At 72.5% G+C, this 16,014-nt stretch carries 16 protein-coding genes; 7 read left to right on the top strand and 9 right to left on the bottom strand.

Annotated elements, in window-relative coordinates; translation table 11 throughout:
• Positions 1–230 precede the first annotated feature (230 nt).
• Together ACIBIW_RS33860 and ACIBIW_RS33855 are read right to left on the bottom strand one after the other, a co-directional pair.
• Positions 231–770: a DUF4232 domain-containing protein gene (locus tag ACIBIW_RS33860; RefSeq protein WP_399341906.1), complete on the bottom strand. Its 540-nt coding sequence runs from the start codon at positions 768–770 to the stop codon at positions 231–233.
• Positions 771–1,690: 920 nt separating this feature from the next.
• On the bottom strand, positions 1,691–3,031 hold the full coding sequence (locus ACIBIW_RS33855; RefSeq protein WP_399341903.1) for a UDP-glucose dehydrogenase family protein: 1,341 nt from the start codon (positions 3,029–3,031) through the stop codon (positions 1,691–1,693).
• Between the two features lie 135 nt (positions 3,032–3,166).
• Between ACIBIW_RS33855 and ACIBIW_RS33850 the strand changes: the two genes are divergently transcribed.
• Entirely contained in the window at positions 3,167–4,330 is a 1,164-nt protein-coding gene (locus ACIBIW_RS33850; RefSeq protein ID WP_399341901.1) for an acyl-CoA dehydrogenase, read from the top strand.
• Positions 4,331–4,455: 125 nt separating this feature from the next.
• Here ACIBIW_RS33850 and ACIBIW_RS33845 read toward each other — a convergent pair whose 3' ends face one another.
• The 4 genes from ACIBIW_RS33845 to ACIBIW_RS33830 form a co-directional block, all read right to left on the bottom strand.
• Positions 4,456–4,617, bottom strand: coding sequence for a hypothetical protein (locus ACIBIW_RS33845; protein ID WP_399341900.1), 162 nt, complete (start codon positions 4,615–4,617; stop codon positions 4,456–4,458).
• 185 nt (positions 4,618–4,802) lie between these two features.
• Positions 4,803–5,654, bottom strand: coding sequence for a helix-turn-helix domain-containing protein (locus tag ACIBIW_RS33840; RefSeq protein ID WP_399341898.1), 852 nt, complete (start codon positions 5,652–5,654; stop codon positions 4,803–4,805).
• A gap of 22 nt (positions 5,655–5,676) precedes the next feature.
• Entirely contained in the window at positions 5,677–6,210 is a 534-nt protein-coding gene (locus ACIBIW_RS33835; protein ID WP_399341896.1) for a DUF6879 family protein, read from the bottom strand.
• On the bottom strand, positions 6,185–6,442 hold the full coding sequence (locus ACIBIW_RS33830) for a hypothetical protein (RefSeq protein WP_399341895.1): 258 nt from the start codon (positions 6,440–6,442) through the stop codon (positions 6,185–6,187). The genes ACIBIW_RS33835 and ACIBIW_RS33830 overlap by 26 nt, the downstream gene beginning before the upstream one ends.
• Before the next feature lie 230 nt (positions 6,443–6,672).
• On the opposite strand from ACIBIW_RS33830, the gene ACIBIW_RS33825 reads away from it, so the two are divergent.
• Positions 6,673–7,338: a hypothetical protein gene (locus tag ACIBIW_RS33825; RefSeq protein WP_399341894.1), complete on the top strand. Its 666-nt coding sequence runs from the start codon at positions 6,673–6,675 to the stop codon at positions 7,336–7,338.
• Positions 7,339–7,932: 594 nt separating this feature from the next.
• Positions 7,933–8,724, top strand: a complete 792-nt coding sequence (locus ACIBIW_RS33820) for a phosphotransferase (RefSeq protein WP_399341892.1) — start codon at positions 7,933–7,935, stop codon at positions 8,722–8,724.
• Between the two features lie 38 nt (positions 8,725–8,762).
• Here ACIBIW_RS33820 and ACIBIW_RS33815 read toward each other — a convergent pair whose 3' ends face one another.
• Positions 8,763–8,966, bottom strand: a complete 204-nt coding sequence (locus ACIBIW_RS33815) for a helix-turn-helix transcriptional regulator (protein ID WP_399342027.1) — start codon at positions 8,964–8,966, stop codon at positions 8,763–8,765.
• A gap of 558 nt (positions 8,967–9,524) precedes the next feature.
• On the opposite strand from ACIBIW_RS33815, the gene ACIBIW_RS33810 reads away from it, so the two are divergent.
• The 3 genes from ACIBIW_RS33810 (at position 9,525) to ACIBIW_RS33800 (ending at position 11,215) form a co-directional block, all read left to right on the top strand.
• Positions 9,525–10,109 carry a TetR/AcrR family transcriptional regulator gene (locus ACIBIW_RS33810; protein ID WP_399341891.1) on the top strand — a complete coding sequence of 195 codons (585 nt, stop codon included), beginning with the start codon at positions 9,525–9,527 and terminating at the stop codon, positions 10,107–10,109.
• A gap of 77 nt (positions 10,110–10,186) precedes the next feature.
• Positions 10,187–10,426 carry a hypothetical protein gene (locus ACIBIW_RS33805; protein WP_399341889.1) on the top strand — a complete coding sequence of 80 codons (240 nt, stop codon included), beginning with the start codon at positions 10,187–10,189 and terminating at the stop codon, positions 10,424–10,426.
• Between the two features lie 24 nt (positions 10,427–10,450).
• Positions 10,451–11,215: an SDR family NAD(P)-dependent oxidoreductase gene (locus ACIBIW_RS33800; RefSeq protein ID WP_399341887.1), complete on the top strand. Its 765-nt coding sequence runs from the start codon at positions 10,451–10,453 to the stop codon at positions 11,213–11,215.
• Between the two features lie 112 nt (positions 11,216–11,327).
• Here ACIBIW_RS33800 and ACIBIW_RS33795 read toward each other — a convergent pair whose 3' ends face one another.
• Positions 11,328–13,997: an FUSC family protein gene (locus tag ACIBIW_RS33795; RefSeq protein WP_399341885.1), complete on the bottom strand. Its 2,670-nt coding sequence runs from the start codon at positions 13,995–13,997 to the stop codon at positions 11,328–11,330.
• A 126-nt stretch (positions 13,998–14,123) separates the two neighbouring features.
• Here ACIBIW_RS33795 and ACIBIW_RS33790 point away from each other — a divergent pair, with 126 nt between their 5' ends.
• Positions 14,124–14,645, top strand: coding sequence for a MarR family winged helix-turn-helix transcriptional regulator (locus tag ACIBIW_RS33790; protein ID WP_399341883.1), 522 nt, complete (start codon positions 14,124–14,126; stop codon positions 14,643–14,645).
• Between the two features lie 120 nt (positions 14,646–14,765).
• On the opposite strand, the gene ACIBIW_RS33785 is transcribed toward ACIBIW_RS33790, so the two are convergent.
• On the bottom strand, positions 14,766–16,013 hold the full coding sequence (locus ACIBIW_RS33785; protein WP_399341882.1) for an LCP family protein: 1,248 nt from the start codon (positions 16,011–16,013) through the stop codon (positions 14,766–14,768).
• Position 16,014: the final 1 nt, after the last annotated feature.

Genomic DNA, 16,014 nt, shown 5'->3' with positions numbered 1-16,014 from the left:
CACCACACCGGGGCCACCCCCGCGCGCCACAAGGCCGACGGTCGGCCGCGAAGCGGATCTTCGCGGCCGGTCCGCCGCGGGAGCGGCCCCCCTCCACAGCCGGTCGCGGCCGCCCCGCCCCTTGCCGTCCCTCTCGCTCCGCGCCCAGTGCGCCTCAGCCATCCGCGCCCACTGCGCATCAGCCGACGGCACACCCGGACCAAACGACCGGCCGATCCGAACGAGACCATCTAGTTCGGGAAGGGCACCGCGTCGGCGGCGTCGGCGTGCCAGTTGGTGGCGATGGGCTCGTTGACCGAGACCGTCCCGGGGAGGGTGAAGGTGACGGGCTCGACCTCGAAGTTGGTGATGGCCAGGGTGAGCCGGTCGGAGTCGGTGCCCTCGTTGCCGCCGACGGACTTCGGGCTGATGCCGCTGTAGGCGACGGTGTCGCCGGACAGCTTGATCTCTTCGCTGGTCGACTGCTCGGCCGGGCCGACCCGGGTCTCGGGGGTGGAGCCGAAGGAGGCGGTCGGGTAGATGCCCTGGAGGTAGCAGGTGATGCCCGGCTTGGCCTTGGCGGTGATGAGGTAGTAGCCGCCCGCCTGGGTCTCCTCGTCGAGCGTGAAGGTGAGGTCGTTGGTGCCGCAGAACTGGCCGACCTCGTCGTGCGCGGCGGCCCCGCCGCTCGCGGCGGTGGCGGTGGCGGCGCCGATGCCGGTGAGGGCCGCGGTGGACACGGCGGCGGCGAGGGCGACACGGGTGAGGCGGGCGGTGAGACGTGAACGCATCGGTATCTCCACGGTGCGGAAGGCGGACAGTCCAGCGGGACGCTCGGACACCCCCAGCCTGTGCCGCCCCCCGTCCCACCCGCCACCACCACCGGCCAACACGGGAGGCTGGAACGCCGAAAGGGCTACTGAGCAGCCCGAATACCACGCGCCTGGAACGGCGGCCTGGAACGCCGACGTGGAATGGCACGCGAACTTACGCCTCCGGCGGAGGCTCCGGCGGCCTGCTGGTGGGCGCGCGGGCGGCGTTGCCGGGTGGCGAGGGGGTGGGTGCTGCCGCGCAGGCGGGCGGTGTTGTGGCAATCACGTGGCCGGGGCCCGCCGCCGGTCGCGGGCGGACGCGCCACGAGGCGCGCGGGCGGCGTTGCCGCGCAGGCGGGCGGTGCTGCCGCAGCCATGCGGCGAAGCCCGCCGCCACGCTCGGGCAGATGCGAGGCGCGTAGGCGGCGTTGCCGCGGGGCAGGGTGGTGGGCGCCCTCGCGTAAGGAGGCGGTGCTGCCGCGACCCCGTGGCCGGGCCCGCCCGCCAGCACGCGGCCGGGCGCGCCGCTAGGCGAGCAGCTAGAGGTGCCGTGAGGCGCACGGGCGGCGTTGCCGCGGGGCAGGGTGGTGGGCGCCCTCGCGTAAGGAGGCGGTGCTGCCGCGACCCCGTGGTCGACCCGCAGCCCCGTGGCCGGGCCCGCCAGCACGCGGCCGGGCGCGCCGCCAGGCGAGCAGCTAGAGGCGCCGTGAGGCGCGTGGGCGGCGTTGCCGCGGGGCAGGGTGGTGGGCGCCCTCGCGTAAGGAGGCGGTGCTGCCGCAACCCCGTGGCCGGGCCCGCAGCCCCGTGGCCGGGCCCGCCAGCACGCGGCCGGGCGCGCCGCCAGGCGACCGGCCCGCCGCCAGGCGAACCGGCCCCGGAAAAAGGGCCGACCGCCGAGGTCAGGGCTGGGGGCGCCCCATCGCCCGTACCGTCCACCCGGCCGCACGCCAGCGCGCAGCGTCGAGTGCGTTGCGGCCGTCCAGCAGTATCCGCCGCCCCGCCGCCGCCCCCAGCTCCTCCGGATCGAGGTCCCGGAACTCGCTCCACTCCGTGAGGTGCAGCACCACGTCCGCACCCCGCACCGCGTCGAGCGCCGACGGCGCGTAGCCGAGGGTGGGGAAGACCCGGCGTGCGTTGTCCATGCCCTTGGGGTCGTAGACGGTGACCTGCGCGCCCTGGAGATGGATCTGCCCCGCGACATTGAGCGCGGGGGAGTCCCGTACGTCGTCCGAGTCCGGCTTGAACGCGGCACCGAGCACCGCCACCCGCGTCCCCAGGAAGCTGTCGCCGACCGCGTCACGCGCCATCTCGACCATCCGGCCCCTGCGGCGCATGTTCACCGAGTCGATCTCCCGCAGGAACGTGAGCGCCTGGTCGGCGCCCAGCTCCCCGGCCCGCGCCATGAACGCCCTGATGTCCTTCGGCAGACAGCCCCCGCCGAAGCCGATCCCGGCCCGCAGGAACTTCCGCCCGATGCGCTCGTCGTGCCCGATGGCCTCCGCGAGCTTCACCACGTCCCCGCCGGACGCCTCGCAGATCTCCGCCATCGCGTTGATGAAGGAGATCTTGGTGGCGAGGAACGAGTTCGCGGCCGTCTTCACCAGCTCCGCGGTGGGGAAGTCGGTGACGATGAACGGCGAGCCCTCCGCGACGGGTGTGGCGTACACCTCACGCAGCAGCTTCTCCGCGTGCGCGCTGCGCACCCCCACCACGATCCTGTCCGGGTGCAGGGTGTCCGCCACGGCGAAGCCCTCCCGCAGGAACTCCGGGTTCCACGCCAGCTCGACCCCGTCCCCCGCGGGCGCGAGCGCGGCGATCCGGGCGGCGATACGCTCCGCGCTGCCCACCGGCACCGTCGACTTGCCGACGACGAGCGCGGGCCGCCGCAGCTCCTTGGCGAGGGAGTCCATCGCCGCGTTCACATAGGACATGTCACAGGCGTACTCGCCCTGCTTCTGCGGGGTGTTCACACACACGAAGTGGATGTCGCCGAAGTCGGCGGCCTCGGCCCAGTCCCGCGTGAACCGCAGCCGCCCGCTGGCCCCCTCGATACCCTCGACATGGCGCCGCAGCAGCTCCTGGAGGCCGGGCTCGTACATCGGGGTCTCACCGCGCGAGAGCCGCGCGATCTTCTCCGCGTCCACGTCGAGGCCCAGTACCTCGAATCCGAGTTCGGCCATGGCGGCCGCATGGGTGGCGCCGAGGTAGCCGGTTCCGATCACGGTGATCTTGGGGGCCATCGCTGCTCCTGGTACGGACGGGGGCGGGCGCAGCGAGCATAACGGGGGCGCCGGGGGACACCCCTGTCGGCGCCGGTGGATGCCCCGTAGGATCGGGGTTACTTAACGGTAGTTCACAGCAGGGGAGTGACCACGATGGCCGACTCGGCGAATCCCGACTTCGATCTGTACCGGCCCGCCGAGGAGCACGATCTGCTCCGCAGGACGGTGCGCTCCCTCACGGAGGCGAAGATCGCCCCGTTCGCGGCGGCCGTCGACGAGGAGGGCCGCTTCCCGCAGGAGGCGCTCGACGCCCTCCTCGCGGCCGACCTGCACGCGGTGCACGTACCGGAGACGTACGGCGGCGCGGGCGCGGACGCGCTCGCCACCGTGATCGTCATCGAGGAGGTGGCCAGGGCCTGCGCGTCCTCGTCGCTGATCCCGGCCGTGAACAAGCTGGGCTCGATGCCGGTGATCCTCTCCGGCTCCGAGGACCTGAAGCGCCGCTATCTGACGCCGCTTGCCAAGGGCGACGCGATGTTCTCGTACGCGCTCAGCGAGCCCGACGCGGGCTCCGACGCCGCGGGCATGAAGACCCGCGCCGTACGCGACGGCGACCACTACGTCCTCAACGGCGTCAAGCGCTGGATCACCAACGCAGGCGTCTCCGACTTCTACACCGTGATGGCGGTCACCGACCCGGAGAAGCGCTCCCGCGGCATCAGCGCCTTCGTGGTGGAGAAGTCCGACCCGGGGGTGTCCTTCGGGGCGCCCGAGAAGAAGCTCGGCATCAAGGGCTCCCCGACCCGGGAGGTCTACCTGGACAACGTCCGCGTCCCCGCCGACCGCATCATCGGCGAGGAGGGCACCGGCTTCGCCACCGCGATGCGCACCCTCGACCACACCCGCATCACCATCGCCGCCCAGGCCCTCGGCATCGCCCAGGGCGCGCTGGACTACGCGAAGGGGTACGTGCGCGAGCGCAAGCAGTTCGGCAAGCCGGTCGGGGACTTCCAGGGCGTGCAGTTCATGCTGGCCGACATGGCCATGAAACTGGAGGCGGCCCGCCAGCTCACGTATTCGGCAGCGGCGAAGTCGGAGCGCGGTGACGGCGACCTGACCTTCCACGGCGCGGCGGCGAAGTGCTTCGCCTCGGACGCCGCGATGGAGATCACCACGGACGCCGTCCAACTCCTCGGCGGCTACGGCTACACCCGCGACTACCCCCTGGAACGCATGATGCGCGACGCCAAGATCACCCAGATCTACGAGGGCACCAACCAGGTCCAGCGCGTCGTCATGGCGAGGAATCTCCCGTAGCCCCCGCGAAGCGCCAGGTCACCGGCGCCTGAGAGGCTCCTCCCCTTCGCCTGGGGGGAGGAGCCTCAACCTGCTTCGAGAGACCACTTAAAGATCTCTTGGGAGAATTTTGGGTGATCCACTTCTCAGGAGCCTGAGGCGGTGGGGATGGCGCCGTACCCGCGGCGGTCGATGACCGGCTTCAGCGACTTCTCCCACAGGCCCCGGAGGAACGCGGCGATCCTGAACTCCCTCTCCAGTGTGACATGCGAGTAGACGCCCTCGACTCCCGGCAGCTCGTGCCCCATTCCAGCCCCTGCCCGCCGCCCCCGACGCCCTCGTGTGCCGCCGCGACAGCGCGCCCTCGGACGGCGACGAACACGCCGGAACCGCGCCTCAGGCCGCTGGCCTCGCCCCCCGCAGGCAGTACCGATAACCCACGCCCCCGCCCACCCCTTCACGGGGCGGGCGGGCGCCTTTCGTCATGCCCGAGTCAGTGCAGCGCGTCGATCGCCTTCACGATCAGGCCCCGCGCCTCCGCCCCGTACACCGCCATGCCGCGCAGGTGCTCGAACGCTTTGACGTAGAGCGCGATCTCGGACGGCTGCGTGACGTTCACCTCCGCCGACATCAGCTCAATCGATACAAGGGTGTCATCGTGTACGTCGAACGTCTCCTGCGGCCACAGCGCCCGCTCGCGAGTCGCGGTCGGGATGATGCCGAAGGAGACCTGCGGCAGCGCCCCAGCCGTCAGCAAGTGCCCCAACTGGCCGGCCATCGCCTCCGCCTCGCTGAGCTGGTAGTACAACACCGCCTCCTCTACGACCATCACGAAGCGGTGCCCCGGCTCATGGATGACCTGGGAGCGCTGCACGCGCGCCGCGGCGGCCTCGGCTGCATCATCGGGCACGCCGAGGAAGCGGGTGTTCATGCTCAGCAGCGCCTGAGCATAGCCCTCCGTCTGAAGTAGTCCGGGGACGAGGACGGGCGAGTATGTGCGCAGGAGATTCGTGGACCGGTACAGCTCGATGTAATTGTCCTGGAGCTTGGCCAGGCCCGCGCGTGCCCGCTGGCGCCATTCGCGGTATAGGGATTCGGCATGCACGGAAGCCGCGATCAGGTCGGGGGCTTGCTCGGTGGCGCTGGTCGCCCGGCACCACAGCCGGATGTCAGTGGGTGATGGGGGTGTGCGTGCGTTCTCGATTCGAGATGTCTTGGCATGGTGCCACCCGCACTGGCCGGCCAGCTCGGTAACCGTCAGGCCGGAGTTCCTCCTCAACTCACGCAACTGGCGGGCGACGTTCTCGCGCGCGGCCTGGGACGAAGAAGATGGAGAGATGGGCATGAGCTGGCCAGGGTGCTCTCTGTCAGTGGATCTCGTACTGCTCGTGGGGGATGGCGCGGTCCCAGATGGATTCGAAGGCGTCCGCGCACTGCTTGGCGATGCTCGGCTCGGTGCGTAGCTCCATGTCGGGGTCGGCCCAGTTGCCATCGCCGGTGAAGTGGTTGAACAGCACCCGCGCCCCGTCGAAGATCCACAGATCGGCGCCCGGCACCAGCAGGTCGACGGCATGCTGGCGGGGCAGCCAGCGCACCTGTTCGCCCGCGGCCACGTTGACGACCGTGCCCGCGTGCTCGTAGCGGATGTAGTCGGTGACCGGCTCCGACACAATCCGGGCCCGGCGCACGACGACCCCGCGGGCGACCGCTGCGGAGATCATGGCGGTCCACGGTGCCCAGTACTCGGAGAACGGGTCGACGTCCCGCTCTCCGGTGCGCAGGTAGGCGTTGAAGTCGTCGGCCTCGTCGCCCACGGCGTACTGATCGCGCATCTCAAGGTGCACAGCGGAGCGCTGTGCGGCCTCGAACAGCTCGTCAAAGTTGAGCGCGCTCTGCGGCATCGCATGCCTCCCTGAGAATCGGTACTAGGCGGACGGGGATGCGGATCACGGTCTCGTGGTGGGGGATGCCCTTCGCGTGTCCGGGTGCCGTGTTGACCACGCACTGGGCGCGTGTCCCCTCGTCTGCGGTGTAGCTCTGGATCACGATGTCTGCGGTCTCCTGGTCCACCCAGGCGGTGGGTGAGCCGTTCTTGCCGGTGTCCGGATCGATCCCGATGAACTGTAGGTCCATGGCTGCCTTCCAACGTGGGGTGGTGCGCCGATGTGCACCAACGTCGACTCTGGGGTTGGCAGGGTCAAGGGCGCGAACGCGACAACTGGCCTTCCGGGACGCTGCATGCACATCTGCGCACATCGCTGGCTGTGGTGCGCGTCATGCTCCTAGCCTTTCGAAGCCCACGAGGAACCCCGGCGACCTGCCACTGGCCCCGGGGATGGCCGACTGCGAAGGAGTCGACGGGGATGGACGCTCCACACTGCCCCCGGGATGAGCGAACGGAACTCGACACGTCCGCAGCGGCGTTGGCGCCCGCGTACCGGACCGGCGCCGCTGCCGCCTGGCTGGCGCGGGCGCACCGGCGCCCGGCCGAGGTGCACGCGGCGTGGGCGCACCCGTACGGCGTGGCGGCGCTGCCCTGCGGAGTCCTGTACACCGCCGTGCGCCTGCCCGATCCGGTCGTGCGCGCCGCCCTCGGCACCGACGACCTCGCCGCCGTCCACGCCGCCCTCGCCGCGACGCTGCACGGGCCGGTCTTCCGCGACCCCGCCGACGCCCGCCACTACGCCCTCGTGCCCCCCGGCACCACGGAGACCTGGCGGCTGCCGGACGTGGAGTGCCTGGGGCCCGAGTACTACCTCGGCGTGCCCAACCCCGCCGCCGTGCGCCCGTCGGGGATGAGCGGGTACTGGGCGGTGCCGATGGACGGCCCGGGGCATCTGTGCGACCCGGTCGCGGTGGAGGAGCTGGCGCGGCTGGGGCGGGAGCGGGTGCGGCCGGGGCAGTGCGCTGGTGCAACTGGCACCACGGCTACGCCCACGGCACCGAGCTGGTGCAGATCACCGAGCAGGGCTCGGCGCACGGCGGCGGCCTGTACGCCTGCGCGGACTGCCGCACGGTGCACGGCTTGACGCCCCTGGCCGACCGGCCGTAGCCCCCTACTCCCCGCGCGCTGTGGCTCACACGGCGGGCGGGGACGACGGCCCGCCCGAACGCCCCCCAGCGCCGGGCGGGCCACCCCAACCCACCAGCAGAAGGAGAACGACGCAATGGTGCGCCCGAGTTGCGGCAGCAGTGACGTGGAGCCCCTGGGGCGGCGCTACTACGTCTGCCGCTCCTGCCACATCAGTTGGTGGCAGTGACCTGAGCACGCCACCTGACCCGGCTCCCGCGCGGCCGACGACCCCCGCGGGGCCGCGCGGGCGGGGCGGCCACAGGAGCGCCGCCCCCACGGCCCCGGCACTGCAACACCGCCGGGGCCGACCACACCACCCGCCGCACGGCCCGCACAGGGACGCACGGCGGTTGCGACCCACCCCTGCACCGACACGAGAGGACGCACAATGTGGCACATCCTCAGTGAATGCGACCACGAATGGGTCAAGTGGTCTGGCGCGGACCGCTGCCGTAAGTGCGGCGCCACCAGGTAGTGACCACCCATTCCTGATACACCCCGCCGGGGCACCCCGAGTGGTGGGCGCCCCGGCTCCACGCAGGAGAGACGCATGACCGACCGAGTCCAGTGGGAGCACCTGCCCGCGGTGCTCCGCGCCGCCATCGAGGAGACCACCGGCAAGGCCGCCGCGGCCGAGCCGGTCGAGCTGGGCCTCAACAGCCCGGTGGCTCTCGCCCTGGCAGCGGCCGAGGGCATGTTCTTCGTGAAGGGCGTACGCGACGATGACGCCGGAGGCCGGGCTGCGCTGGCCTGGGAGGAGCGCCTCGCGCCCGCTGTCTCCGACGTGAGCCCCACCCTGCGGCTCGCTGTGTACGCCGCCGGCTGGCGCGTGCTGGTCTTCGACTTCGTGCCCGGCCGCACAGCAGACCTCGGCCCGGGCTCGCCCGACGTCGTGGCCACGGCCGCCCTGATGCGCCGCCTCGCCTGCCTCGCCCCGGCTGCCCGGTCCGTTGCGCCGGTCGCGGACCAGTACGCCAGATATCTGCTCCCCGGTGAGGCCGCTCTGCTGCACGGACGGCACCTGCTCCACACGGACACGAACCCGCACAACATCCTCGTCGACGACGGCACCGCGCGTCTGGTCGACTGGGCCATGCCCGCCCGTGGGCCCGCCTGGATCGACCCCGCTCTCACCGCCGTGCGTCTGATGGAGGCGGACCAGACGCCGCGGGCTGCTCTCGCCTGGCTCGACGGCATTCCGTCGTGGCGGCGTGCTGACCCGGCTGCGGTGTCCGCCTTCGTGGGGGTGGTGTGCCGGGACTGGACGACGCGGCTCGGGGCGCGGGATGCGGAGCCGTCCAACGCCCGCTTCCGCGCGCTCCTCGCGCCTGCCCCCCGGTGACCGCCGCCCCCGGCCACTGCCCGGCCGGGGGCGGTTCGCTACGGGGTGGCGGTTGCATCGGACAGCAGGTCGGCAGGCGGTAAGTCAAGTACCCGGGCGATGTCGAGCAGCCGGTCCACGGGAGGGGACGTAATGCCGAGTTCGATGCGTACGACGGTGCGGCGCTTGGCGCCGATCTGGTGCGCTGGCCCCTCTTGGCTGAGGTTGGCGCCCAGGCGGGCGGCGCGGATGCGGTTGCCGATCTCGCGGCGCTGCTGCTGGAGTCAGTCGGTCAAGGGGCACGGGGCGTGACAAACCCCTGCACCGGCTTCCGGGAGCGCTCCCAGCGCGCGGACAGTGCAGGGGATGAGGGGCGGTCGCCGCGGGGGCGGCCGCAACCGTCGTGGCGACCCTCGTTCTGGCCGCCCTGTGGCCGCACGGTGGAGGCGTGGCGCCCGAGCGCTCCGCCCTCACCGTCACGGTCTCCCCGAGCAGTGCGGGGCCGCCGCGCTCACAGCCGCCCACGCCGACCCAAGGCAGCCCTTCGCCATCGGGCACCACGTCGCCCGAGGCGCCGAAGACGCCGAGCCCCGGGCTCCGGCCGTGCCTGATCGGTGCCGACCTGCCGGTCATCGTGATCCGCATCGGTCACCTGGTCTGCCTGTGAGTCCCCCCATGGGAGAAATCAGGGAGATGATCAAGCGTAGGCGCACTGTAGGCGGGCCGTATTGAGACCGTAGGTCATTCCTCCGACGACAGCCCCCGGCGCCGTGCCGGGGGCCGTACTTGACCGGTCGTTCCAGTCCGTCTAGGGTCCGGGTGTGGGCAGGAGCAAGGAATTCGATCCGGATGCCGCGTTGCAGTCGGCCCTGGAGCTGTTCTGGCGGCGGGGCTACGAGGCGACCTCGATGGCGGACCTCGTCGACCGGCTCGGCATCGGGCGCGCCAGCATCTACGCCACCTTCGGCAGCAAGCACGAGCTGTATCTGCGTGCGCTCGACCGTTACAACGAGAACCGCGACCCCGGCCTGCTGCGCGAGCTGTCCCAGCCGGGGCCCGCGCTGCCCGCCGTGCGGGCGGTGCTGCGGCGCTTCGCGGCCGAGGCCGGCGCGGACGACCGGCGCCGCGAGGGGTGTTTCGTCGTCAACACGGCTGCCGAGCTTGCCGCGCACGACCCGGCCGCGGCCCGCAGGGTCGAGGCGAGCTGGAGCCACATCGAGACCCTGCTGCACTCCTCGCTCGTACGGGCCCGCGCGCAGGGCGAACTGCCCCCCGACCGCGATCCGCGGACGCTCGCGCGGATGCTGCTGGTGCTGATGCAGGGCCTGCGCGTGGTCGGCAAGGCGTCGGACGACTCCGGCCGGGTACGTGACGCGGCCGAGCAGGCGCTGAAGCTCCTGGACTGAGCGGCACCCCTCCCCGCCGTGGGCGGGATCTTCATGCGCCAATTATGGAACGAGCAGTCGCATATTCTGGAGAGGGAATGGCTCTCACCCAGCGCCCCCGGAACACCACGCCCGCCGTCACCACGCCCGGCGGCCCCACGCCCGCCGCCGACAGGCCGACCGCGCCCGCCTTCGCGCTGCTCGCACGCGCCGGCCTCGCGCCGCACAGCACGTACGCGTACGGGCTCCTCCCGGGCCTGCTCATGCTGTCGGCCGGCGGGGCCGCCGCCACCGCCCTCCTCGGCGTCGGCGCCCGCCCCAGCACCCGTACCGAGTAAGAGACACAGGCCAAGGGAGTCGCCATGACCGCACGCTTCACCGGCAGGACTGTTCTCGTCACCGGGGCGGGTTCCGGCATCGGCCGGGCCGTCTCTCTCGCCTTCGCCGCCGAGGGCGCCTCGGTGGTGGCGGCCGGGCGCACTGCCCCGGCGCTCGGGGAGACGGTCGCCCTGATCGGGAAGGCGGGTGGCACGGCGGTCGCGGTCACCGCGGACGTGACCCGCTCGGAAGACGTCGGAGCCCTAATACGCCGCACCGTCGAACGGTTCGGCGGCCTCGATGTCGCGGTCAACAACGCGGGCGTCTTCCGGGGCGGCGCACCCGTGGCCGACCTCCCGGAGGAGGACTGGCGGGCCCTGCTCGACGTCAACGTCACCGGAGTTTTCTTCGGTCTCCAGGCCGAGATCGCCCAGATGCGCGCACAGCCCACCGGCGGGGCGATCGTCAACGTCGCCTCCAACCTCGGCGCCCACCGCCGCACCCCCGGCCTCGCCGCCTACATCGCCGGCAAGGCGGCCGTCTCCGCGCTGACCAGGGCCGCCGCCCTCGACCACGTCGCCGACGGAGTCCGTATCAACGCGGTGAGCCCGGGACCGTCCGCCACCGCCATGTCACTGCGCCCCGGCGAGACCGACGCCGACCGCGCCGCCCGGATGAAGAGCGCGTCACCCCTGGGGCGCGTCTCGTCCACCGCCGAGATCGCGGCGGCGGTGCTCTACCTGGCCTCCCCGGACGCCGCCTCCGTGGTCGGCCACGACCTGGTCGTCGACGGCGGCGCCGCCGCCTGACCACGGCCCCGGGGGGCAGGACCGGGCGCCGGGCGGCACGGCCCCGAGTGCAGGGGCGGCACGCCCCGACATACACGTGCGCCCCGACATACGGGTGCCGCCCCGGCTGTCCTCACGGCACCCGGGGTGTGACCCGCGCGTGTGCCGCGCGGGTCGGGGGTGCCTGGGGTGTGGCCAGTTCCATCAGCAACTGGCGCAGATGGACCAGGGGGAGGGTGAGGGCGGAGGGGGGCGCGGAGCGGCAGGGCGGGTCCGCCATCAGCGCCGTCTCCGCCGCCGCGAGCCGGCGGCGTACGGAGCTCGGCGGCTGTGCCGAGCGGTTCCAGTGGGCGCCGATGTCCCCCGCGGCCGCCGCCAGTTCGCGGGCCGCCGACGCGGGGCCGACCGCCTCCCCGCAGCCCGCGGGCACCCGGCGCGGTGCCAGCGCCGCCGCCCTCGCCTGCCGCGCCGCCGCCGCGTACAGCGTGAGCCGGTGCCGTACCAGACGCGGGTCGTTGCCCCAGGACAGCGGGCGGGTCAGGGGGCGTGCCACCAGGGCGAGACCGCGCAACTGGTGGTCGAGCGCGCGGGCCAGCGCGTCCAGGTCACGCTCCGGCTCCTCCTCCGCGCCCAGGGTGTCGAGACCCGCGCCGTCCACACCGTCCAGGTCGTCCATGCGGTTCAGGCCGTCCAGGGCGTCAAGACCGTCCGGGCGCGGCTTGTCCAGGGGGACGCCGTCCAGGGCCGGACCGTTCAGGGCCGCCGTGCCGTCCAGGGCCGCGGTGGACACCCAGGGGTCGTTCGCCCACGGGCTGTCCGCCCACGCCGTCCCGGCCCCCGCCGCACCGCCCCCCTGCGCGCCCCGCGCCCCCGCGCCGCCCGCCCGTACCGCCCCGGGCGCCGAGCCCGCCGCCGCGGCCGCGGTCGCCCGCGGTCCTGTGACCGGCACCGCCGCCGGGCCCTCCAGATGGACCGCAACTCTGGTCAGCAGGGCCTGGAGGGTGGCGAAGAACTCGCTCCTCGCGCTGCCCACCGCGTCCCTCGTGTACGTCGGCAGCATCACCAGCGCCACCACGATGCCCACCGCCGCGCCCGCCGCGGTCTCCTCAAGGCGCAGTACGAGCAGCTCGGTCGAGAACTCGTTCAGCACCACGTAGAGCTGCGACACCATGATGGTCACGAAGAAGATCATGTAGGCGTACGAGATCTGCACCAGGTAGAAGCCGCACGCCATGCTGGCCACGATCACCCCGAGCACGGTCAGCGTGTGACCCGCCGTCACATGGGCGAGGCCGACGCCCGCGAAGAGGCCGACCAGGGTGCCGATGACGCGGTTGGACGCCTTGATGAACGTCTCGGAGCGGGTCGCGGTGCCGGTGAAGGCGATGAACGCGGCGATCACCGCCCAGTAGTAGCGCTGCTCGGATATCGCCCGCCCGATGACGATGGCGATGCCGCCCGCCACCGCCGCCTGCACCGCCTGCCGGGTGACGAGGCCGCTCCTGCTCAGCGGGTTCCACCGGCCGCCGCGCGCCGCCACGTCCTTGGCCACCGCGAACGACCCCGGCAGATTGCCCATCGCCAGGGTGACCGCGGGCTCGTAGCTGTCTTCCGCGGCGTCCGTCTCCGGCGGCGTCCCGGCCTGCGCCGCCAGGTCCACGTACTCCACGGCCGCCGCGGCCACCTGGTGCGCCGACATGTGCGGGCCGCCCGCCACCACCGGTTCCGGCACCGCGGCGCCGCGGCCCGCGGCCACCGGTCCGTGCGCGGGCGCGCCCCGGCCCGCCAGGGCGGTCACCGGGCGCGGCGCGGAGGCGGGCGCGGCGTGCCCGGCGGCGGTGCCGGTCCCCGGTCCTGCCAGCGCGAGCCGCAGCAGCGGGGCCGCGGTGCGCCGCACGGCGTCGTACTCGCGGCGGGCGAGATGGTCGGCGATCCTGGCGGCGACGGAGACGGTGGAGCCGCCCGCCGCGGCGAGGCTGTCCGCGGCCAGCGCCAGCGCGTCCACCGCCAACTGCGCGTCGAGCAGCCTGCGCCGCAGCGCGGGCCCCGACCAGCCCACCGGCAGCGCCCCCGGCTCGGCCGACCAGCCCTCGATCATCAACGCGGTCTCGGCGAGCCGCAGTTGGCGCGCGTGCAGCCTGCGGCGCAGCCGCGCGCGGCGCGCGTCGTCCTCCGCGGTCAGCAGGTCGGCGCAGGTCCTCGCCACCGCGCGCGACCTGGCGCCGAACGCGGCCTGGATACGCCGCAGGGTGCGCCTCGGGTTGGTGCGCAGCACCGTGAGCGACAGCAGCAGCACCCACGCCGTGCCGACCCCGACCGCCGCCACCAGGCTGGGCAGTTGGTCCATCGTGGGGTGGAGGAACGCGGCGAAGAAGTAGCCCATCCACGCCATGAACCCGTAGAAGAAGAACGCGGGCCCGAAGCGGCGCACGAAGACCGCCGCGAACATCACGACGACGAACACCCCGAGCATCGTGGCCGTGCTGCCCGCTACGGTGACCCCGAGGACGAGCCCGAGACCGATGGCGACGGGGAAGAAGACGGCGGTACGAATCTTGAGCCAGACCCCGGAGACCGCGAGGGCCATGGAGCCCATCATGGCGATGATGGTGCCGAGCATCATCGCGACCATAGTGCCCTGCGCGTCCGCGCGGGTGGCGTGCGCGAAGCCGTACTCGACGGCCATGGCACCGGCCATGGCGACGCCCGCGGAGACGGCCTGCCTCAGCCGGTTGAGGCCCGGGTCCGAGCCGATGACGCGATCACGTAGTTCCGACAGCCTGCCCCTGACGCGCGCGGTCACGCAGCTCCTTCCGACCGGTGGTACCGGAGTGACCCTGGCCCGGGCGCCTCGTGGGCGGCTCGGGACACCTCTTTGCTTGTATTATACAAATAATAGCAGGTATCGTACCGGTAATGGCGGTGAGGCATGACGACGGCTGCGACGGCCACCGCGGAGGGCGACGCGCCCCGGGCGGAGCGCGCGGAGACCCGGGACGGCGCGGCGGGCGGGCGCGCCGGGCACGTGGCCGCGATCGAGCGCCAGACGGCGGTGCTGAACAGGAACTTCGAGCTGCTCTACCGGCGCAGCGACGTCCATGAAGAGCTGGACCGCGCCGAGTACCTGCTGCTGAGCACCCTCGCCGACCACGGCCCCATGGACATCAACTCGCTCGCCTCGACGCTCGGCCTCGACCCCTCCACCGCGGGCCGCCAGGTCGCGGCGATGCGCCGCCGGGGCCTCGTGGAGCGGGAGGCCGACCCGGCCGACCGCCGCCGCGGCATCGTCACCCCGCGCCCCGAGGGCCTTGCGCGCGCGGGGCTGGTACGGGAGCGGCGCACGGAGAGCTTCGCCGAACTGCTCGCGGACTGGGACGCGGAGGACCTGGCGACACTGGGCGCGATGTTCGAGAAGTACAACGAGACGGTGGCCCGGCACTATCTGGCGTGAGGGCGGGAACGGGCGGGGAGCCCGGCGTGCGGGCCGGGTGCGATCCGGCGCGCGGGCCTGGCGCGCGAAGGGGGCGGGCGCTCGCGGCGCCCGCCCCCTCTTCGGCCCTTCGCCCCGCCGTCAGTCCGAGGCGACCGTGACCTTCTCGTCGTTCTTCAGCTCGCTCACGAGCTGCTTGACCTTCGTCTTGTCCCAGAGCAGGTTGCCGCCGCTCGAACCGTTCGTCGGCATGTTCATCGACGTGCCGTCGCCGCTGTTGACGCCCTTCATCGCCCAGAACATCGACGCCACGTTCCACAGCGACATGTCCTTGTCGACGACGAGCGAGTCGAGCCCCGCGCCCATCACCGGGTACAGCTTGAACGGGTTCAGCACGGTCGACGGGGTCGCCGTCTGGTGGGCGAGCGCCGCGAGGAACTTCTGCTGGTTCTTCGTCCGCTCCAGGTCACTGGCCGCGAACGCGTGCCTGGTCCGTACGAACGCCAGCGCCTGCTGCCCGTTGAGCTTCTGCTTGCCGGCCTTGAAGTCGGCGCCCGACCACTTGTCCTTGAAGCCCTTGTCCAGGTCCATCTCCACGCCGCCGACCGCGTCCACGATCTTCGCGAAGCCGCCGAAGCCGATCTCCGCGTAGTGGTCGATGCGCAGCCCGGTGTTGTACTCGACGGTGCGCACCAGCAGCTCGGGGCCGTCCTCCGCGTAGGCCGCGTTCAGCTTGGTGTGGCGGCCGGTGCCGGGGTAGGTCTTGCCGGAGTCGGAGCCCTTGAAGGTGGGGATCTCGACATCGGAGTCGCGCGGGAGCGAGATCATCGTGTTCCCGTTGTCACCGACGTGCAGGATCATCATCGAGTCCGTGCGCTTGCCCTCCGCAGAACCGGTGTGCAGCTCCTTCTTCTCCTCGTCGGACATCCCCTCGCGGCTGTCCGAGCCGACGATGAGGTAGTTGGTGCCCTTGCCCCCCGAGGGCCTGTCGATCACCTTCGACAGGTCCACCTCGCGGCGCAGCTTGGAGTCCGCCCAGAAGTACGTGCTGACGCCCGCGATCAGCACCACGGCGACCACGATGATCAGGCCCACGGTGATCCTCTTGCGCCAGTTCGCGGGGCGTCTTGGTCTCGCCGTGGCGCCATCCCCGCCGCCCTGGTTGCCGCCGCCGTACACCTGTCCTGTGTTGTATCCGCTGTCGTAGCCCTCCGCGGGACGGTCGCCCTGGGGGCCGTAACCGTATGAGGACTGCGGGGGGACGCCGGGACGGGGCGGCGCCGATGAGCCGCGCTGGATGCGACGCATGGCTCTTGCGCCCTCGGGCTGAGGGTTCGCGCTGCCGCGTCCGTAACCGTCCTGGCCGTGCTCGTCGGGCCAATCGCTCATA

This window comes from Streptomyces sp. NPDC050560, assembly GCF_044457285.1.
GTDB lineage: Bacteria > Actinomycetota > Actinomycetes > Streptomycetales > Streptomycetaceae > Streptomyces.
This window is presented reverse-complemented; position numbering and strand designations above follow the sequence as displayed.

Bases quoted from the DNA above. Each gene is read 5' to 3' on its own strand.
- ACIBIW_RS33825 (WP_399341894.1), top strand. From the start codon at position 6,673: ATGGACGCTCCACACTGCCCCCGGGATGAGCGAACGGAACTCGACACG.
- ACIBIW_RS33785 (WP_399341882.1), bottom strand. From the start codon at position 16,013: ATGAGCGATTGGCCCGACGAGCACGGCCAGGACGGTTACGGACGCGGC.
- ACIBIW_RS33830 (WP_399341895.1), bottom strand. From the start codon at position 6,442: ATGGACCTACAGTTCATCGGGATCGATCCGGACACCGGCAAGAACGGC.
- ACIBIW_RS33850 (WP_399341901.1), top strand. From the start codon at position 3,167: ATGGCCGACTCGGCGAATCCCGACTTCGATCTGTACCGGCCCGCCGAG.
- ACIBIW_RS33845 (WP_399341900.1), bottom strand. From the start codon at position 4,617: ATGGGGCACGAGCTGCCGGGAGTCGAGGGCGTCTACTCGCATGTCACA.
- ACIBIW_RS33805 (WP_399341889.1), top strand. From the start codon at position 10,187: ATGGCTCTCACCCAGCGCCCCCGGAACACCACGCCCGCCGTCACCACG.
- ACIBIW_RS33855 (WP_399341903.1), bottom strand. From the start codon at position 3,031: ATGGCCCCCAAGATCACCGTGATCGGAACCGGCTACCTCGGCGCCACC.
- ACIBIW_RS33860 (WP_399341906.1), bottom strand. From the start codon at position 770: ATGCGTTCACGTCTCACCGCCCGCCTCACCCGTGTCGCCCTCGCCGCC.
- ACIBIW_RS33790 (WP_399341883.1), top strand. From the start codon at position 14,124: ATGACGACGGCTGCGACGGCCACCGCGGAGGGCGACGCGCCCCGGGCG.
- ACIBIW_RS33835 (WP_399341896.1), bottom strand. From the start codon at position 6,210: ATGCCGCAGAGCGCGCTCAACTTTGACGAGCTGTTCGAGGCCGCACAG.
- ACIBIW_RS33820 (WP_399341892.1), top strand. From the start codon at position 7,933: ATGACCGACCGAGTCCAGTGGGAGCACCTGCCCGCGGTGCTCCGCGCC.
- ACIBIW_RS33840 (WP_399341898.1), bottom strand. From the start codon at position 5,654: ATGCCCATCTCTCCATCTTCTTCGTCCCAGGCCGCGCGCGAGAACGTC.
- ACIBIW_RS33800 (WP_399341887.1), top strand. From the start codon at position 10,451: ATGACCGCACGCTTCACCGGCAGGACTGTTCTCGTCACCGGGGCGGGT.